The 20026-nt window shown below is 37.0% G+C and carries 17 protein-coding genes; 3 read left to right on the forward strand and 14 right to left on the reverse strand.

The window, feature by feature from the left end:
- Position 1: 1 nt before the first annotated feature.
- Positions 2-4366: a CusA/CzcA family heavy metal efflux RND transporter gene (locus AC4FQ5_RS11170; protein WP_491143302.1), complete on the reverse strand. Its 4365-nt coding sequence runs from the start codon at positions 4364-4366 to the stop codon at positions 2-4.
- A 145-nt stretch (positions 4367-4511) separates the two neighbouring features.
- Complete coding sequence (locus AC4FQ5_RS11175) at positions 4512-4832, reverse strand: DUF6660 family protein (protein WP_491143304.1); 321 nt, start codon at positions 4830-4832, stop codon at positions 4512-4514.
- A gap of 90 nt (positions 4833-4922) precedes the next feature.
- Here AC4FQ5_RS11175 and AC4FQ5_RS11180 point away from each other — a divergent pair, with 90 nt between their 5' ends.
- Positions 4923-5255: a hypothetical protein gene (locus AC4FQ5_RS11180; RefSeq protein ID WP_491143306.1), complete on the forward strand. Its 333-nt coding sequence runs from the start codon at positions 4923-4925 to the stop codon at positions 5253-5255.
- A 175-nt stretch (positions 5256-5430) separates the two neighbouring features.
- Here the strand turns inward: AC4FQ5_RS11180 and AC4FQ5_RS11185 are convergent, their stop codons facing one another.
- The 3 genes from AC4FQ5_RS11185 to AC4FQ5_RS11195 form a co-directional block, all read right to left on the reverse strand.
- Positions 5431-6048, reverse strand: coding sequence for a DUF4142 domain-containing protein (locus tag AC4FQ5_RS11185; protein WP_491143308.1), 618 nt, complete (start codon positions 6046-6048; stop codon positions 5431-5433).
- A 304-nt stretch (positions 6049-6352) separates the two neighbouring features.
- Positions 6353-6709, reverse strand: a complete 357-nt coding sequence (locus AC4FQ5_RS11190) for a response regulator (protein ID WP_491143310.1) — start codon at positions 6707-6709, stop codon at positions 6353-6355.
- A gap of 200 nt (positions 6710-6909) precedes the next feature.
- Positions 6910-7683 carry an SDR family oxidoreductase gene (locus tag AC4FQ5_RS11195; protein WP_491143311.1) on the reverse strand — a complete coding sequence of 258 codons (774 nt, stop codon included), beginning with the start codon at positions 7681-7683 and terminating at the stop codon, positions 6910-6912.
- 15 nt (positions 7684-7698) lie between these two features.
- On the opposite strand from AC4FQ5_RS11195, the gene AC4FQ5_RS11200 reads away from it, so the two are divergent.
- Positions 7699-8124 (forward strand): winged helix-turn-helix transcriptional regulator, encoded by a 426-nt coding sequence (locus tag AC4FQ5_RS11200; protein ID WP_491143313.1) that lies wholly within the window; start codon positions 7699-7701, stop codon positions 8122-8124.
- 42 nt (positions 8125-8166) lie between these two features.
- Positions 8167-8865, forward strand: coding sequence for a DUF1826 domain-containing protein (locus AC4FQ5_RS11205; RefSeq protein ID WP_491143314.1), 699 nt, complete (start codon positions 8167-8169; stop codon positions 8863-8865).
- A 74-nt stretch (positions 8866-8939) separates the two neighbouring features.
- On the opposite strand, the gene AC4FQ5_RS11210 is transcribed toward AC4FQ5_RS11205, so the two are convergent.
- The 9 genes from AC4FQ5_RS11210 to AC4FQ5_RS11250 form a co-directional block, all read right to left on the reverse strand.
- On the reverse strand, positions 8940-10004 hold the full coding sequence (locus AC4FQ5_RS11210) for a UDP-glucose--hexose-1-phosphate uridylyltransferase (protein WP_491143316.1): 1065 nt from the start codon (positions 10002-10004) through the stop codon (positions 8940-8942).
- Positions 9973-11160: a galactokinase gene (gene galK / locus AC4FQ5_RS11215; protein ID WP_491143318.1), complete on the reverse strand. Its 1188-nt coding sequence runs from the start codon at positions 11158-11160 to the stop codon at positions 9973-9975. The genes AC4FQ5_RS11210 and galK overlap by 32 nt, the downstream gene beginning before the upstream one ends.
- Before the next feature lie 305 nt (positions 11161-11465).
- Positions 11466-12449 carry a Gfo/Idh/MocA family protein gene (locus AC4FQ5_RS11220; RefSeq protein ID WP_491143319.1) on the reverse strand — a complete coding sequence of 328 codons (984 nt, stop codon included), beginning with the start codon at positions 12447-12449 and terminating at the stop codon, positions 11466-11468.
- Between the two features lie 56 nt (positions 12450-12505).
- A complete protein-coding gene (locus tag AC4FQ5_RS11225) occupies positions 12506-13462 on the reverse strand; it encodes a transketolase family protein (RefSeq protein WP_491143320.1) in 957 nt (318 codons plus the stop codon).
- A gap of 584 nt (positions 13463-14046) precedes the next feature.
- Positions 14047-14895 (reverse strand): transketolase, encoded by an 849-nt coding sequence (locus AC4FQ5_RS11230; RefSeq protein ID WP_491143322.1) that lies wholly within the window; start codon positions 14893-14895, stop codon positions 14047-14049.
- Between the two features lie 3 nt (positions 14896-14898).
- Positions 14899-15552, reverse strand: coding sequence for a fructose-6-phosphate aldolase (gene fsa, locus AC4FQ5_RS11235; RefSeq protein ID WP_491143323.1), 654 nt, complete (start codon positions 15550-15552; stop codon positions 14899-14901).
- A gap of 156 nt (positions 15553-15708) precedes the next feature.
- The gene (locus tag AC4FQ5_RS11240; RefSeq protein ID WP_491143325.1) at positions 15709-17742 is read right to left on the reverse strand and encodes an alpha-glucuronidase; all 2034 of its coding nucleotides are present in this window, start codon (positions 17740-17742) and stop codon (positions 15709-15711) included.
- A 148-nt stretch (positions 17743-17890) separates the two neighbouring features.
- The gene (locus tag AC4FQ5_RS11245) at positions 17891-18859 is read right to left on the reverse strand and encodes a glycoside hydrolase family 43 protein (protein ID WP_491143327.1); all 969 of its coding nucleotides are present in this window, start codon (positions 18857-18859) and stop codon (positions 17891-17893) included.
- A gap of 27 nt (positions 18860-18886) precedes the next feature.
- Positions 18887-20008 (reverse strand): endo-1,4-beta-xylanase, encoded by a 1122-nt coding sequence (locus AC4FQ5_RS11250; RefSeq protein WP_491143329.1) that lies wholly within the window; start codon positions 20006-20008, stop codon positions 18887-18889.
- Positions 20009-20026: the final 18 nt, after the last annotated feature.

A 20026-nucleotide genomic window follows, 5' to 3' on the forward strand; every position in this document is an offset into this window, starting at 1 on the left:
TTTATTTGTTGATTAAATAATTAATAGTAATAACCGACTGATTCACTTCCTGAATAGATTGCAGATATTTTAGCTGAATATTGGTTGCAGTCTGAAGCGCAAAAAGGTATTCCACATAAGAAATCTCTCCGGTTTTGTAGCCAAGTTGCCCAGCTTTAACGATTTTCTCTGCATTCGGCAAAGCCTGACTGATATAATATTCATATTGCAGAACATCCTGATTGTATTGGCTGAATGCATTTTCCAGTTGTGTAACTAGCTGTTTCTGCTGCAATTTTGCATTAGATTCCGCCATCTGTTTCTGATATTCCCAAGACTTGATTTTTGCTTTTGTAGCTCCGAAAGTCAGCGGAATTGAAATTCCAATATTGGCAACGTGAAAACGGTTTCCCGCATCAAAATACTTTTCCTGACCGTTGAGTGTATGAAAACCGGTAAGAGACTGATTGGTATATCCAAGACTAAATTCCGGCAAACCTTGTGATTTTTCTACATTTTTGTTCTTTTCGGCAATCTCCATTTCCTGATACATTGCTTTTACGGTCGGATGATTGGCAATTGCAGTACTGTCCAGAACATATTCTGCTTTCAGAGGTTTGTAATCCTTAATGAGAGGAATTTCGAAAAGATCCGAAGTATTAAGAAGCGTTTTTAAATTTTTATAGGCATTGTTGAGATATACTTTATTTTGACTCAATAAAAGATCAATCTCTCCTTTTTGAGTTTCTGCCGTATTGATTTCAATTTTTTTAATATCTCCTGCTTTATATCTCACCGTTGCAATTCTGATAAAATCCTGATAAAGACTATCCATTTTCATCAGTTTCAATTGATTGTACTGCAGGTAATCTATTTGATAATAATACGTTCTGATCTGTTTTGCTAATTCATTTGCAGAGATTTCTTTATTAATTTGTTTGGCTTTAATTTCTTCAGCAATCAGATCTTTTCTCGCTTTAAACAAGGTGGGAAACGGAATGCTCTGCGAAATGGAAAACGACTGATCAAATTTCGGACTGTTGTATTGTCCCAACTGCACATTTACATTCGTTTTGGGAAGCTCATTTGCCGTAGGTTTCAACGCTTCGGAAACTTTTATATCAAGATCTTTTGAATGAATTAGATGATTATTTTTCAATCCTATTTCCGTTGCTTTTTCAACCGTAAAAACTTCAGTTGTCTGTGCATTCAATGTTTGTCCGAAAAATAAAAACCCTAAAAAAATAGCTGTTGTCAAAGATCTCAATTTAAAATTACCTCTTGTAAATTGGGTATTGAAAATAATATATAACATTGGCAAAACAAATAAAGTAAGGAAAGTTGCTGTGATCAAACCGCCAATCACAACGGTTGCCAAAGGTTTCTGGACTTCCGCTCCTGCTCCCGTGGAAATTGCCATTGGTAAAAATCCTAACGATGCTACTGCAGCAGTCATCAGAACAGGTCTGAGCCTTGCTTTGGTCCCTTTAAAAACTCTTTTTAAAATATCATTTTCGCCATCTTTTTCCAATTGATTAAAAGTTCCTATGAGAACAATCCCATTCAGAACTGCGACACCAAACAAAGCGATAAATCCTATTCCTGCACTGATGCTGAAAGGCATATCTCTTACAAGCAACGCGAAAATTCCCCCAATCGCACTCATAGGAATTGCCGTAAAAATCAAAGCAGCCTGTTTAATTGAATTAAAAGTAAAATACAGCAGCATAAAAATAAGCAGCAAAGAAACCGGAACTGCAATCATCAGACGTTTGCTAGCAGCCTGCAGATTCTCAAATTGTCCGCCATACGTAAAATAATATCCTGAAGGAAGCTTCACCTGTTGATCCAATTTTTCCTGAATATCATTCACAACGCTTTCCACATCGCGGTCTTTTACATTAAATCCGATTACAATTCTGCGTTTTCCTTCTTCACGGCTTATTTGAGCGGGACCCAATTTGTAACTGATATTGGCAATCTGTGAAAGCGGGATCTGGCTTCCTGAACTTGTTGAAACCATCAGATTATTTACATCATCAATATTGGTTCTGTGAAGACTGTCGAGACGTACAACCAGATCAAAACGTCTTTCATTTTCAAAGACCTGACTGGTACTTTTCCCGGCAAATGCAGTGCTTAATACATTGTTTACATCTTCGATATTCAAACCGTAATTCGCCATTCTTACACGGTCATATTCCACATTGATCTGTGGGAGTCCGCTTATTCTCTCAATTTGTGGAGCCGTCGTTCCGTCAACCGTCTGAATTATTTTTCCCACCTTATCGGCATAAACAGTGAGAGAATCCAGATTTTCACCAAATATCTTCACGGCTACATCCTGCCGTATTCCGGTCATCAATTCATTGAAACGCATTTGTATCGGTTGATTTTTTTCAAAAAAAACACCGGGAATCAATTCAAGTTTTTCAGAAATTTCATCTGCCAGTTCATCATAGGATTTCTTTGTTTTCCAGTCTTTCTGAGGTTTTAAAACAATAATTAAATCTGAAGCTTCCGGTGGCATCGGATCGGTAGGAACCTCTGCAGAACCGGTTTTTCCAATCACCATTTTTACTTCATCAAACTCTTTAATAATTCTTGAAGCCTGCATTGACGTCTCAATACTCTGACTTAATGAACTTCCCTGTGGTAAAATACAGTGAAATGCAAAATCACCTTCCTGCAATTGAGGAATAAACTCTCCTCCCATTCTGCTGAATAGAAAAATGCTGACCGCAAATAAAAGAATGGTAACAGAAACAATAATTCCTTTGATTTTTATCGCTTTTTCCAATAAAGGATGGTAAATACGTTGTAGTTTATCCATCATTTTATCTGAAAAATTCTTTTTATTCGATTGATTTTTAGACAAAAACAATGCGCTCATCATTGGGATGTAAGTCAAAGAAAGAATCAGTGCTCCTAAAATTGCAAAGCCTACTGTTTTAGCCATTGGCGTAAACATTTTCCCTTCAACACCTACCAAAGTCAGAATTGGAATGTAAACAATGAGAATAATAATTTCTCCGAAAGCAGCACTGTTTCGTATTTTTGAGGCAGAAAGAAAAACTTCTTCGTCCATCTCCTCCTGCGTTAATTTTTGATTCGATTTTCTTAACCCTAAATGATGAAGCGTTGCTTCTACGATAATAACGGCCCCGTCAACGATCAAGCCAAAATCGATCGCGCCCAAACTCATTAAATTGGCGCTCACTCCGAAAACATTCATCATTCCTAAAGCAAAAAGCAATGACAAGGGAATTGCAGAAGCAACGATAAGTCCTGCCCGAAAATTACCCAGAAAAACAACAAGCACGAAAATAACTATCAAAGCGCCTTCTATCAGGTTTTTCTCAACAGTGTTGATGGCTCTTCCAACCAAGTCTGTTCTGTCTAAAAACGGTTCTATCAAAACATCATCGGGAAGCGATTTTTGAATGGTCGGGATTTTATCTTTAATTAAATTAACAACTTCATTGCTGTTTGCCCCTTTTAAGGTCATTACTATTCCTCCCACGGCATCTACTTTTCCATTGTAAGTCATTGCACCGTAACGGACTGCACTTCCCAAACGTACATCGGCTACATCTTTTACAAATACCGGAACACTTCCGTTTTCATTTTTTACGGCAATATTTTTTATATCTTCCAAAGACGTAACGACACCAATTCCACGGATGAAATAAGCATTTGGCTTTTTATCAATATACGCTCCTCCTGTATTCTGATTGTTTTTTTCCAGTGCTGTAAAAATATCGGAAATACTTACTCCGATTGCGCGAAGCCGATTGGGATCGACTGCCACTTCATATTGTTTCAGCTCACCCCCAAAACTGTTGACTTCTGCAACTCCGGGTGTTCCGTTGAGCTGTCTCCGTACGATCCAGTCCTGCATTGTACGGAGTTCCATACTTGAATATTTATGTTCGCTTCCCTTTTTCGGATGCAGAATATATTGATAAGCTTCACCCAAACCTGTACTTACAGGAGCCAGTTCTGGTATTCCAACTCCTTTGGGGATTTCTTCGGCGGCTTCTTTTAGTTTTTCACTGATCAGTTGACGTGCAAAATATACATCGACCTCTTCTTTGAAAACGACTGTAATTACCGAAAGCCCAAATCTTGAAATACTTCGGGTTTCCTCAATATCAGGAACATTTGAAATACTTTGCTCGATGGGGAAAGTGACCAGCTGCTCCACTTCCTGCCCTGCCAATGCAGGACAAACAGTAATGATCTGAACCTGATTGTTGGTGATATCCGGAACAGCATCAATAGGTAGTTTTGTGGCACTCCAAACTCCCCAAACGATCAGCAACAAGGTCATAATACCAATGATAATCTTGTTGCTGATGCTAAATTTTATAATTTTATCTAACACAGAATTGTATTTAATATTGATTTGAAATTGCCTGCTTTTCACACTTGAATATAACTTTCAAATAGAAAGCAACAGCATGTGAGTTCTGAAAACTGAAAAGTCTTCACAAAAATTTGAAATTAAAATTTCAAAAAATCAATAAAAATTAAATCTTGGGAGGTTGCCAGATATGACCGTAAACTTGATAGGCGAAATCGTTTTTCTGAAAAAGAATTTTCTTTGAAAAATAAATCTGAACCTGCGAAGGAAGCTCTAATAAAGGATCAATCTTAAAAGATGCAACCGTCATCTGACAGCAGTTGCAGGTACAGAAAGGGCTACAAATATCACTGTGACCAGATTGATGATTATCCTGCTGTCTTTCTGCTTTGGTCTCTGAAAAACTGAATTTATCGTTCACATCATTGCACGGCATTAAAGAAATTGCCAGAAGATACAATGTGAATATAAGTACAAGATATTTCATTCAGATACAAATATAGGAATTATACTCAAAATTATATATTTAAGTTTCTTCCATTTATAATTCACTAAGTAATTTTTTTTAATTTATGGCATGATATTTATACTTACTATGGCAAGTGGAACATTCAGCAGAGCCTTAAACACAATGAAAAAACTCAGATTACACAAAAACTTACTTCATCAACTGATATTAATATATCTCAAACGTGATTTTAAAATAAAAATAAACCTTCAAGATGAATATTTGATTGAGCGAAATTTAGTTTCCGGAAAATATATCATCGTCCCGACTTTCTCAAATTATATTGATTCTAATGTAGAACTCAGACTGACTCTTTACAACATAATTCAGCACATCAATCACACGATAACCACAATAAGCGATCTGAGGAAGGAAGTTTATACGCTAAAGAGAAGTAAATAATCAGAGAAAACATTCTGGTGACTCACAGGAAATATTTTTTATAATTTTCAAAATCAAGCACATAGCTAAAATATTGCTGTGACATAATAATTTATATAAAAAGTTATTCCTGCAAAACTAATCTTTCAGATCATGCTTTTACAGAAATAACTTTTAATAATACTAAAGTAATCCTTTATTTGACTGCCGTTTTGGCTTTTTCTGATTCCATAAGGTGATGTTCCAGAGTAGGAAGCGTTTTTCCTGCAAAATCCTTCAGAGAAGTTTCTGAGCCTTCCGAAGCTTGCTTTTTAAACTCGGCAATATCTTTCTTGTGATCTGCTACCATTAGATCTGTATACATTTTATCAAAGTCGCTTCCTTTTTTAGCCTTTAGCTCGTCATGCTTTTTCTGTTGCTCAGTATTTAAGCTTGTCGGCAAAGTATAACCTGAAGCTGATGCCCAGTTTTTCAGTTCTTCACTCGCTTTTCCGTGATCTCTTGCCATCATTTCGCCTAACGCTTTTACCGTTGTATTCGTTGAAGTTTTCGCAGCGAGATTGCCCATCATTACCTCCATCATTCCGCCTCTTGCGGCAGCATCAGCAAATTTCTTGTCCTGCTCGCTAAGTGATTTTTCTGTTACCGCTGTATTCGAAACTGTTGCAGAATCGCTGAGTGTAGTTTGAGTGTCTTGCGGTGAACTCATGGTGGCAGTAGTGTCTGCCGTAGAATCAGCTGTTGTGGTGTTCTCTTTTTTGTTACATGCCGTGATTGCAGCTAATGCCAACAAAGTCAGAATTGAATTTTTCATAATAATAAAATTTGATTGGTTTAGAATATTTGAGTTGATTACTCTTCTCTTTGAAATCTGTTTACAATTATTTTGCCAATTTGTTTCAATTTCAAATCAATATTCTGATTAATCAAAAAAAATAACAAACTCTTCGGTCTAAGGTTTGTAAATGTAAAATTCAATCAACTGAAATAAGTTAAAGTATTAATTTAGATCTGGTCACAAAAAAGAGCCCGGATCATCAGGCTCTTTTTGTATTTTCTATTTTTGTTCTTGATTATTGCTCTACCATTAAATTAATTTGATATAAGTAAAAGAACAATCAGGCATTTCTCTTTACGACATCGATCATCTCATCAATGCCAAATGGTTTTTCAATATAATCATCAGCTTTACATTCCTTCGCAATATCTTTTATACTGCTTGAAGTTGAAGTCAGGACAGCCGGAATATCTTCCGTATCAGGATCAGATTTTAATTCTTTGATCACTTCCGAACCTTTAACTTTTCCTTTAATGTGGTCATCAACAATCACTACATCCGGATCAATCTCCTCTACATTTTCTATTGGTTCTGTCGTAAGCGATCCTATCACATCAAATCCGGCTTCATCCAATACCTGATCCATGATGTCAAGAATTTCGGCATTATCTTGAACAAGGACAACTTTTTTCTTCATTAAATATTATAGTTTTTTTTTACAAAAGTAAATAAATATTTAATACAGTACATAAATTTGCTTTTTTATTCTGAAAATTGCTTAAATTCAACAGATTAACAATCTATAAAAACTCAAGATTTTTATTGATACCGGTTTTTTTCTGGGTATAGTTCAGTTTTATTTTTCAATCTGAGTTTTTTGAGAAATACAGTTTAGTTTTAGATGACAGGTAAAGCACCACCATCTACCGAATAGTTGGCTCCGGTAATATATTTTCCTTCTGCTGAAACCAAAAAGCCAACAAGACCGGCAATTTCCTCAGGCTCTGCCATTCTGCCCAGCGGAACGCCTACTTTTTCGATCACAGATGTAAAGGCATCCTCAAATGTAATATCAGAAGACTCTGCTATATTCTTAATAAAATCCAGCATAAGTGGCGTTTTGACTACACCAGGTGAAACGACGTTTACACGTATTCCTTTCGGACCCAATTCGTTTGCCAATGCTTTGCTGTATGCATTCAATGCAGCTTTTGCAGACGAGTAAGACATGGTCATCTCCCAGATCGGCTGTTTTGCAGCACCTGTGGAAATATTGATGATAACCCCACTTCCTTGTTGTATCATTATCGGCAGCATCGATTTGTTGATTCTTACCACCGACAAAAAATTTAATTGCCAGTCATTGTACCAGTGTTCGTCTGAAAGAGTGCTAAAACCACCACCCGGACTTAAATTGGCACCTGCATTATTTACAATAATATCTACTCTGCCATATTTTTCCATAATTTCTTTTGCAATAGTCTCGGCACTTTCCTGATGATTGAGATCTACAGCTATAAAGTGATGCTGATGTATGTTTTCTACAGGTCCGGTTCGTGCAGCTATGACGACCTGAGCACCTTTGTCTCTTAATGTATCTGCAATAGCTTTACCAATGCCTTTTGTTCCGCCAGTTACTAAGGCAACCTGTCCTTTTAATGTTAAATCCATATTCTGTTATTAAAAATGAGTTGCAAAGTAAAATACAATACTTTACTTTTGCAAGTAGTAACACTTTTGTACAGTAATAACAAAAAGTACAGCCTTCAACAAAATCAAAAAGTTATGAATACAAAAAAAATAAAAAAAAATGATGAGAAATGTGCACTTCAGGAGATTTTGGGTGTTATTGGAGGAAAATGGTCTATGTCAATTATATATGCATTATTTTCCGGTAAAAAGCGTTTCAGTGAATTAGAACGACTTGTCTCTAATATCAATACCCGAATGTTGGTTAAAGAATTAAAGAATATGGAAGCAAACGGAATTGTCATAAGAAAAGTTTTTGCAACCGTACCACCTACTGTAGAATATACCTTAACAAAAAAAGGAGAAGAATTGGAGCCAATCATTAATGAATTGTACAAATGGGGACTAGAATACGTTCACTGAACGGTATTCATTGTTTGTCTGCTAATCAAAATTATTTTTTCTATGAACAATGTATTTACTGACAATAGTCAAATTGAAGTGGTTTCCTCTTTTTCAAAACTTGTAGAAACTCCCTTTCAGGGCGAAATGAACGCAGTCTGTTGGGACAGAAATTTGCAAGGTGATTTTGAAGAGATCGTAACAAAGCTTAAATTGAAACAAGATATCACAGAAGTTTATCCGGAAGATCTTTTAGCTCTGGAGCTTTCAGGAAATGGTCATCTTGCAAGAAAAACCATTCTGTCTGATTTACAATTATTAATCGAGTTCGGAGCGTCTCCATCACTGAATTTAATTAAAAACTACGAACGTGATCTGGATTTTGATTTCATCGCAACAGATGTTTATTCTTATCATGCAGACCGCTCTGATATTGGAATCGACACCTTTTTATGCACGTATTATGGTGCTACAAGTGATATATTGCCTAATGATCAGAGTATACAAAAAATCCTGATTCCTGAAATTCTTGAAAAGATAAAATCATTATATCATGGTAGAAAAGATCAGTTTGAATCCTTTATCAGGGAAAATTATTTTGATCTGCATTACCATCCAAAGCCTAATGCTGTACCTGTAAATTTAAAGTTGGGTCATCTGTGGAAATTAGCTGTAGATCATCCTCAACAACAGGTTTTACCTTGTATTCATCGGGCACCCATTGAAAATGACGGTGAATACAGATTGCTTTTGATCTCTTAAATGTTTGAACTTATTAAAATTTGATTTAAAAACAATAATTAATGAATTGAACTATAGATTTTTATAAATTTTACCTAAAGCTTTTTATAATGAACAGATGGAAGATTCTTCAATATTTCAGCACTTTGTTCCGGCGTGATGTCGCGTTGCGGTTCTGCCAGCATTTCGTAGCCCACCATAAATTTTTTCACTTCGGCATTTCTCAACAACGGCGGATAAAAATGCATATGAAAATGCCATTCTGGATGTAGTTTTCCATCTGTTGGTGATTGATGAATTCCCGCTGAATACGGAAAAGAAATTTCAAAAAGATTGTCGTATTTTGTGGTTAAATCTTTTATTATCGCCGCTAAAGAAAGTTTTTCAGAGTCAGAAAATTCTAAAATATTTTCAGCCTTTCTCTTGCTGATAATCATCGTTTCGTAAGGCCAGACTGCCCAAAATGGCACAACAACAACAAAATCTTCATTTTCCAGAATGATTCTTTCGTTGATTTCCAGTTCTTTTTTAGCATAGTCTTCTAAAAGTGAATTTCTGTTTTTATCAAAGTATTTTTTCAGATTTTCCTGCGTTCTCAAAACAGTAGACGGAATTGATGACTGCGCCCAGATCTGGCCGTGAGGATGTGGATTGCTGCATCCCATCACACTTCCTTTATTCTCAAAAATCTGGACATGATTGATGTAATCTTCAGCGCCCAATTCTTTATACTGTTCCTGCCAAACATCTACCACTTTTTTAATATCACTTACTTCCATTTCCGGCAAAGTCAGGCTGTGATTTTCCGAAAAACAAATGACTCTGTTGATGCCGCGTTCCGGTTTTAATGTAAAAAAATCCGACTGTTCTTCAGAAAATTCAACATCATCTTTCATCAAAGAACCAAAATCGTTTTCGAAAACAAAAACACCTTTATAATCAGGATTTTTATCCCCATTGACACGCACATTTCCCGAACATAAGTAACAATTCGGGTCGTGAATGGGAAGTTTTTCTTCGGTAACTTTTTCGGTTTGTCCTTGCCAAGGTCGGTTGGCTCGTTGCGGCGACACCAGAATCCACTCATCCAAAAGCGGATTATATCTTCTGTGAGGATGTTTTTTTTGATTAAACGACGAATTCATTTCTTCTGTATTCATTAATTCCATCTGATATTTTTACACGGTACACTTTCATTTCGATATCAAAATCTACTTTGTATTTTGCACTGATGTTTTTAATCACTTCATTTACATTTTCATCTTTTATAAGATTGATACTACATCCACCAAAACCACCACCCATTATTCTTGCACCCAAAACACCGTTTTCCTTTAAAGTTTCTTCTACCATAAAATCAAGTTCTTCACAACTCACTTCAAATTCTGTTGAAAGTCCGGAATGCGTTTCGACAAGAAGTTCTCCTAAATATTCCACATCGCCTTCTGATAAAGCTTTGGCAGCCTTTTCTACCCTTTTGATTTCTTTTAAAAGATAAAGGCATCTTTTATAAGACGTCTCTCCTATTTCTGCTCTAACTGCATCAAGCATTGAAAAACTGAAATCTCTGAATTTTTCTACTTCCGGAAATTTTTCCCACAAAACTTTCTTTCCGTTATCAACATCATTTCTTCGGTCGTTGTAACCGGAAGTAAGATGCGTATGTTTTACACAACTGTCGAAAAGCACCAGACTGTACCCTTCAATATTAGCTTCAAAATACTGATGTTCCAGAGAATTGCAATCGAGCATAATTACTTGGTGTTCTTTACCGAAAACGGATGCAAACTGGTCCATAATTCCGCATTTTACACCAACAAAGGTATGTTCAGATTTCTGACCAATAAGTGCCAATTCTTTTTTAGATAAATTTAAATCGAAAACCTGATTGAGAATATAGGCAAAACCACATTCCAAAGCTGCCGAAGAAGACAAACCTGAACCCATTGGAATCGTACTGCTAAAAGCAATCTGCAAACCGCCGATCTGTTTCCCGTTTTCCTGAATGGCATTGAAAACGCCCAGCAAATAATTGACCCAAGTCTGCTCAACCGGAGTTTGTTTTTGATTAACGTTAAAGCTGAAACATTCATTAAAATCTTTGGCGAAAAAAGTGCAGGTTTCTGAGTCATCCACCTTTTTCACGGCAAAACAGATATGTTTGTCGATGGCGGCAGGAAGTACAAAACCGTCGCTGTAATCGACGTGTTCACCAATAATATTAATTCTTCCCGGCGCCAGAAAAAAACTTTCCGGTTCTGACTGGAAAAAAGCCTGGAATCCTTCTGTAGTATGATTGATTAATTTCTCCTTCATAGATGACTGCAATTTATGCTTTTTCAGAGGTATTTTAAAATAAAAATTGTGAATAATGCTTTACTTAATCAGAATATTTTAAATACCATTTCATCAATTAAATGATTAAAAGTAATGTAATATCTTAAAAAAATAATTTAGAGGCTGTTTAAATTTTAAAATCTCGCAGATTTAGCAAATTACACAGATTTTTATGACTGAAATAAATCTGCAAAATCCCTTTAATCTGCGAGAGGAATATTTTTCTTTAATAATTATTTCTGCATAATAATTTTATTGAATACGATTTAAACAGGTTCTTAATTTCATTCATCAGGAAAAACAATTCCTGACAAATTGCGGATTCTGTCTAAAGTTTGCATCAGCAACAGACTCCCGGCGTGAGTTATGATTGGACTTTCGGTAAGACCATTTTGCAGGCATTCTGTAGCGTGACGTGCCTCAAACTGGTAGCCAAATCCAACATTCTGTTCTAGTCCAATGATATTTTTCTGTCCATTGGAATAATATTCCAGAGTTGACGAAGGTTCATAGAAAGGGGTGGTTAATTTCAGACGACCCAATGTACCGCATATTTCTACTTCGGTAGCAAGATCGGCTGATAAAGTCGAAAACAAACTTGCCATACTCCCGTTATTATACTTAAAAATAACGCCACATTGCTCGTCAACACCTTGTTCTGTCGCAACAATGCTGACGTTAATTTCATCCGGTTTACCCAGAACATCCAATGCTGTAAAAACATTATAAATACCAATATCCATCAATGATCCTCCTCCAAATTCTGGGTTGAGCAAACGAGAATTCGGGTCTGCATTGGCTTGAAAACCGAAATTAGCTAAAACCACTTTTATGTCTCCAAAAACACCGGTTTTCACCATCTCCATCATTTTTTGATAATGAGGTAGCAATTTTGTCCATAAGGCATCCATCAAAAATAGTTTTTTCTGACGGGATAACTCAATCATTTCAGTTGCCTGTTTTGCGTTCATGGCAAATGGTTTTTCACAAAGAACAGCTTTGTCATTATTCAGACATAACAACGTATTTTCGTGATGCAGGTTGTGCGGTGTTGCGATGTAAATGATATCTACCACATTACTTTCTGCAAGCTCTTCATAACTCCCAAAACTGAATGGAATGTTAAAATCTTCGCAAAAACTTTGAGCTTTTTCCAGTGAGCGAGATCCGGCTGCAGTCAATTCTGCACCTTCTACATACTTCAAGTCTGCTGCAAATTTGTGAGCAATAGTTCCTGTACCCAGAATTCCCCATCTTATTTTTTTCATATTTTGATTAATGAAATCTTTAGCAAAAATCGGAAAGTTTATTTTTAAGTCTAATATTACTTTTTTCTTTTCATTACTTTTTTAACGGCTTCTACGATGTCATTGGCAGTCAATCCGTATTTCTCCATCAGTTGATCGGGAGTTCCGCTTTCTCCGAAACTGTCGTTTACGGCAACATATTCCTGAGGCGCAAGATGTTCCGTAATCAGAAGCTGAGCAACGCTGTCTCCCAAACCGCCTAATCTGTTGTGTTCTTCAGCAGTTACGACACATCCTGTTTTTTTTACTGATTTTAAAATCGCTTCAGAATCCAGAGGTTTGATGGTATGAATATTAATGATTTCTGCATCTATTCCCTGCTCTTCCAACATTTCTCCTGCTTTTATCGCTTCCCAAACCAAATGTCCGGTTGCAATAATCGTTACATCTTTTCCTTCGTTCACCATCCAGGCTTTTCCGATTTCAAAAGTTTGATTTTCATCGGTGAAAACAGGAATCACAGGTCTTCCGAAACGCAGATAAACAGGACCTTTATAATCTGCAATTGCAATAGTTGCCGCTTTGGTTTGGTTGTAATCGCAGGTATTGATAACCGTCATTCCGGGAAGCATTTTCATTAATCCGATGTCTTCCAGAATCTGGTGTGTTGCGCCGTCTTCGCCTAAAGTCAGTCCGGCGTGAGAAGCACAGATTTTTACGTTTTTATCGGAATAAGCTACCGATTGACGAATCTGGTCGTACACTCTTCCGGTAGAAAAGTTGGCGAAAGTTCCCGTAAATGGAATTTTGCCTTCTATCGCTAAACCAGCTGCGATACCAATCATATTGGCTTCAGCAATTCCAATTTGGAAAAAACGTTCGGGTGCTTTTTCGATAAATTTCTCCATTTTAAGGGAACCGATAAGGTCGGCGCAAAGTGCTACGACATCAGGATTTTTATCTGCCAGTTCTGCAAGACCGGCTCCGAAACCGCTTCGGGTATCTTTTTTTTCTGTGTAGGTATATTTTTTCATTGTTTTTATCTGTTGATGGTTGTTTAAACGCAAAGAGCGCAAAGATTTTTTTTGTATTGAGAATATTTTCGTTCGCAAAGGCGTAAACTCAGCTAAGCAATTAGGTGTACGCAATTGACTAAGGAAATTATATCGAATGTTTTGTTTTCTGTTTTTGCCATAATGATTTTTTATTGTCTAAAATAAATAATGAAACCTTTACAGGTCACCTCTACGAGGTTTTGTAATTGCAAAACTGTTTTTTCCTATTATCAGTTCGCTCCTATGGAGCATTTATTAAAATCTAAAACCTATTAAGACACAGCCACAGCGTGGCGAACCGTTAATAGAAAAATTAAGTTCAGAGAATCAAGCTCCGTAGGAGCGACCTGCAAAAAACATAAAAACAAAATCCCTTGTTTTTAGCGGAGAAAGAAAATATTAACCTTCTAACTTTTATGATAATTGATTGGTTTGGAACGGCGAATCGTTCGCAGCCCGACTTGAGTGGAGCTCTTTTTGCGAATTCACAATGGAAAAAGCCTCGGGAATTTGCAAAAAAGCGGGAACGGAAGGCGGATCAAGCTGCCCAAATAATTTAAAGTCTAATAATCTCCTAAAGTTTCTTCGAGTTGGTCTAATGCTTTTGCCAATTGCTCATCGTTAGGTGCTTTTCCGTGCCACGCGTGACTTCCCATCATATAATCTACGCCGTGACCCATTCCTGTTTTCAGAAGAATACATATAGGCTGACCTTGTCCCGTTAATGATTTTGCTTCGTCCAGAACTTTGAGAATTTCTTCCATATCGTTTCCTTTTTCTACTTCCAGAACTTTCCAATCGAAGGCTTCGAATTTGGTTTTAAGATTACCCAAAGAAAGGACTTTTGAAGTTGGACCGTCAATCTGTTGCCCGTTGTAATCGATGGTTGCTATCAAATTATCAACCTTGTTGTGAGAGGCATACATTATAGCTTCCCAATTCTGCCCTTCCTGCAACTCACCATCGCCGTGAAGTGTGAACACTAAATTCTCATCTTTGTTCAGCTTTTTACCGACTGCGTGACCAATTGCCACAGACATTCCTTGCCCCAGAGAACCGGAAGCTATACGAACTCCTGGAAGATGTTCGTGTGTAGTTGGATGTCCCTGCAATCTTGAATTCAGTTTTCTGAAAGTTGCCAGTTCCGATTTATCAAAATAACCTGCGTGCGCCAAAACACTGTAGAAAACAGGGGAAATATGACCGTTGGAAAGGTAAAATACGTCTTCATCTTTACCCTTCATATCAAATCCTTCCTTTCTTTTCATCGCATCAAAATAAAGTGCGACCAGAAAGTCTGTGCAACCCAACGAACCGCCGGGATGACCTGACTGACAGGCGTGAACCATTCTTACAATATCCCTTCTCACCTGCGAAGCGATATTATTGAGTTTTGAAATATCGTGCTGCATAAATTATTGCATTTTTTGTGAATCTTTGATAAACTGCTCCAGTCCTGAATCTGTCAAAGGATGTTTTAACAACGAAAGAATCGGCTGAATCGGGCAAGTCACGACATCTGCACCAATTTTTGCGCAATTGATGATGTGCATACTGTGTCTTACAGAAGCCGCTAAAATCTCTGTTTCGTAGCCATAATTATCGAAAATAAGACGGATTTCTTCAATAAGATTCAAACTGTCTGTCGAAATATCATCTAATCTTCCCAAGAACGGAGAAACATAACTCGCACCAGCCTTTGCTGCCAAAAGAGCTTGTCCAGCAGAGAAAATTAATGTGCAATTGGTTTTGATTCCTTTGTTGGAAAAATATTTTAAAGCTTTCACGCCGTCTTTAATCATTGGGATCTTCACGACGATATTTGGATGAATTGCGGCAAGAATTTCGCCTTCTGCAATCATTTCTTCGTAAGTTGTAGAAAGGACTTCCGCTGAGATAGCACCATCAACAATGTCACAAATGTCTTTGTAATGTTGCAAAATAGCTTCTGTTCCGCTGATACCTTCTTTTGCCATCAAAGATGGATTGGTTGTAACGCCATCCAGAATTCCGAGGTCGTTAGCTTCTTTTATCTGCTCTAAGTTAGCAGTGTCAATAAAAAATTTCATAAGATATGTGGTTAAATTTATTTAAGTGTTAAAATTACACTTATATATTTACTCGTACAATTTTTCTCTAAAATTTTAGATATATTTAATTTACAATCTTTATTTTAGAGAAAAAGTAGAAATAATATATAAAGTGATTTCTAAGTTGGAGAAATCTTAATTATGATGTCCCATATTGAGTTTAATCCTCTTTAAATCTTCCAGTTCGTGAACAGGTCTTTCGATATCATATGGAATCGGCATTTTTGAAAACGTCTGAAAATAAAGTAAGCAGGCATCTTTCCACCAAACTGCATCTTTTGCCTGTATTTTCAGCTTATCCTGAACATCTGAAAACCTCTCCCCATCAATATAAGGCTGCATTTTATCCCAAACTTTTTGATAGTCACGGACATTTTTTACACCTGTGTCATATTTGTAAGAAAGTTCTTCCCACAAGGTTTTACCATCTTTCATTTTATAATCCCAAGGAACGTGATGAAACCAGAGAATGAGGTTTTCGGGAGTCGTTTTGATATTTCCGTAGATGTCGTTGAGTGGAGGAAAATATTGTGAAACAGCATTGCTTCCCGTTTTGGTTCTGTCAAAACCAAGTCCTTTTTCATCAGCCTGATGATAATAAACCGGCGACCAATCAGGTCTTCCGCCTTTGTAATCGCCCCACGGTTCAGGACCATAATGATGTCCACCTGCGAAAATATGATGAAGACCAAGCGGCATCATATAATCTACGGCAGTTTCTCTTGAAGTGAGCATCATTTCTTTTACAGGATTGAGGAATTTTTCATCATCATTAAACGTCATTTTAATCCATTCATCAGCAATCTGTTCTGAAGTCAAATCGTGGTTCCAAGCCAAACGTCCGAAAGCATACCAATTGGCTTGTGCAAAATGATGCCCTGTCCAGTTTTTATCCTCACCAATGTTTGCAACCGCAGAAATTGCGGTTAATTTTGCTGGCCTTAAAGTTCCGTCCGTAATTTTGGCAATCGTGGAACCTTTTCCATCAGAATACGTATCGCTATCTAAAGTTTCTTTAAATAATGGTGCGAGAAAAACCAGATGATTGGCTTGCCCTAAATATTCCTGAGTAATTTGAAATTCAACCATTTCGGGCGTTTTTTTCAATGCTCCAAATAGTGGATTAAACGCTTCCCGAGGCTGAAAATCAACAGGTCCGTTTTTAATCTGAATAATGACATTATCTCTGAATTTCCCATCAAGAGGAACAAATTCCAGATAAGCCTGTTTTGCACGGTCATCTTTACTCGGACTATAAACAAATGCTCTCCACATCACAATTCCGCCGTAAGGTTTCAGGACATCTGCCATCATATTGGCACCGTCTGCGTGCGTTCTTCCGTAATCCTGCGGTCCTGGCTGTCCTTCAGAATTAGCTTTAACCAAAAATCCGCCGAAGTCTGGAATCAACTTATAGATTTCTGCAGCTTTATTCTTCCACCATTTCTGAACATCTTTGTTCAGCGGGTCGGAATTCTCAAGACCTCCCAAAACTTTTGGTGATGAAAAATTAACAGAAAGATATACCTTGATTCCGTAAGGTCTGAAAATATCTGCTAGAGCTTTTACTTTTTCCAAATAATCTTTTCTGAGCATATTTGGCGAGGCATTGACGTTGTTAAGAACGGTTGCGTTAATTCCGATGGATGCATTTGCTCTTGCATATTCTTCATATCTCGGCGAAATGGTGTTCGGTAAATCTTCCCATTTCCAAAGTGAATGTCCTGCATAACCCCGTTCAATAGTTCCGTCCAGATTGTCCCAATGGTTGAGAATTCTGACATTGTACGATGGTTTTTCGATAATATCAAGATTTGCCAATGAAGATTTTGTCTGCTGCAAACGTAAAATATGGTAAACCCCGTACAACAATCCAATTTCTTTTTCGGCAGAGATGACCAATTTGTTCTGAACTGATTTTATCGTGTAACCGCCTTTCAGATTTTTTAATGATTTGTTCGTACGAAGTTCAATTTCCTGACCTTGCCAATGATTCATCAATTCTTTTTTGGCAATATTCAGAGTCGGATTGTTTCCTTTGGAAATAATTTTATCTGCCGAAACTCCATTTTTTGCCGGGAAACGAAGCCAAAGCTGACTTCCGTCTTCTGCAAAAATCGTCAACGGAATCATTAGAAATAATAGAATGTACAGTCGGAAATAGCGCATTAGATTTTCTTTTAATTTTTATTTAAATAAGTTTTGGCTAAAGCCAAATTGTATCTCTTCATCTTTAAACGGGCTAAAGCCCGTTCCTATTGATAATAGGATTTCATCCTATCCTTCGTTAAAGCGTCCCTTCGGGACTTTTGGTAGCTTATTCTTCTAAACCTTTAATGGTTTTAATTTTACCATCTTCATCGTATTCCAATTCTACTACTTTCATACTTCTGAGCCAGGTTTTTCCTTCACTTGGAACAGAATCGTGGAAGAAGAGATACCATTTTCCTTTAAATTCAGCAATACTGTGATGGGTTGTCCATCCAACGACAGGTGTCAGAATTTCTCCCTGAAAAGTAAATGGACCATAAGGATTATCTCCCGTCGCATAGCATATCAAATGTGTATCGCCGGTAGAATATGAGAAATAATATTTGTCGTTGTATTTATGCATCCAGGACGCTTCGAAAAAGCGGTGTTTGTCACCGTGAAGCAAAGGATTTCCGTTTTCATCGAGAATAAGAACGTCTTTTGGTTCTTCACCGAATTCCAACATATCCTCACTTAACAATGCAACTTTAGAAGGGATTGCCGGTTCATCTTCATTAGGAAGAATTGCGGATTCCAATGCTTTGTTATTTCTGTAACGCTGCAATTGTCCGCCCCAGATTCCACCAAAATACATATAATATTTGCCATTTTCTTCAAAAATACAAGGGTCGATGCTGTAACTTCCCATCATCGGATGTTTCTCCGGCACAAACGGTCCGTAAGGTTTATCACTTACTGCAACGCCAATTCTGAAGATATCGTTTTTATCTTTTAAAGGAAAATACATATAATATTTACCGTTTTTATACGCCACATCGCAATCCCACAACTGTCTTCCCGACCACGGAATATCCTTTACCGAAAGAACAACACCGTGGTCTGTAATTTCGCCGTTTTCCACATCATCAAGCGAGAAAACGTGGTAATCATTCATATCAAAATGGTCTCCATTGTCGTTTTCTTCTATACCACTTTCACGGTCGTGTGATGGATAAATGTACAATTTACCTTCAAAAACGTGTACGGACGGGTCTGCCATATAATCTTTTGGGAACAGATATTTTGATTGTTTCATTTTAATTTAGATGTTTAGATAATAGACTTATTTTTCTTTTGTTAATTGAATAATTTTTTCCACCACAGGTTTTGTCTGATAATTCCGGTCGAAAAGTAACGGATAATCGGTTCTGCCTTTTACCGGGAAATCATTTTTCCAGGATTGAGCATCAGTCGTTCCCCACAAGGTTACTCTCCTGATTTTATCCTGATGTTTCAGAAATAATCTGAAAAAATCCAGATAACGGTTTTCCCATTCTGTTTTTACATTTTCGGGAAGTCCGGCTGTGTAAGGATTCATTTTCGCATCATATTCTACCTTATCGGAAACGTTGGCAGAAGTTCCCCAAGGCGACGGTAATGCACTGATTTCCATTTCGGTAACATTCACCTTTACACCAGCTTCGGCATACTCTACTATTGCTTTTTCATATTCTGCTAATTTGGGAGTATCTAATCCAACGTGGGTCTGCATTCCTACTCCATCAATACGGATTCCTCTGGATTTTAAATTTTTAACGATTTTGACAACCGTTTTTACTTTTTCCGGAAACCATTCATTGTAATCATTATAATACAATTCTGCATTTGGGTCGGCTTCCTGAGCGTACTGAAATGCTAAAGGAATAAATTCTTCGCCAAGAATTTCGTAGAATTTACTTTTACGGTAAGAACCGTCTTCCATTATGGCTTCGTTAACAACATCATACCCTTTCACACGACCTTTATATCTGCTCACAACCGTTGTGATGTGATTTTTCATCCTTTGTTTTAAAACTTCCGGAGAAACATCTTTTCCGTCTTTGTCTATGAAAAACCATTTTGGTAATTGGGAATGCCAAATCAAAGTATGACCGATGATGAACATTTTATTTTTTTCTCCAAACGCCACAAATTTATCGGCATCATCAAAAAAAAATTTTCCTTCTTCTGGCTGCAAAAACATTGATTTCATACAGTTTTCTGCAACGATGGAACTGAACTGATTTTTAATAATCTCAACGGATTTCACCTCTGTTTCGTGAATCTGAGAAAGACTCATCGCCGTTCCGATGTAGAATTTATTTTTGAATGCATTTTTCAGGGTTGCATCAGAATTTCCCGTGCTTGCTGTCTTGCACGAGACTGTTAAGGTTAAAATTCCTAATAATGCTATTATTTTTTTCATAAGATTTTTATTTTCATT

The organism is Chryseobacterium sp. DT-167 (assembly GCF_058310155.1).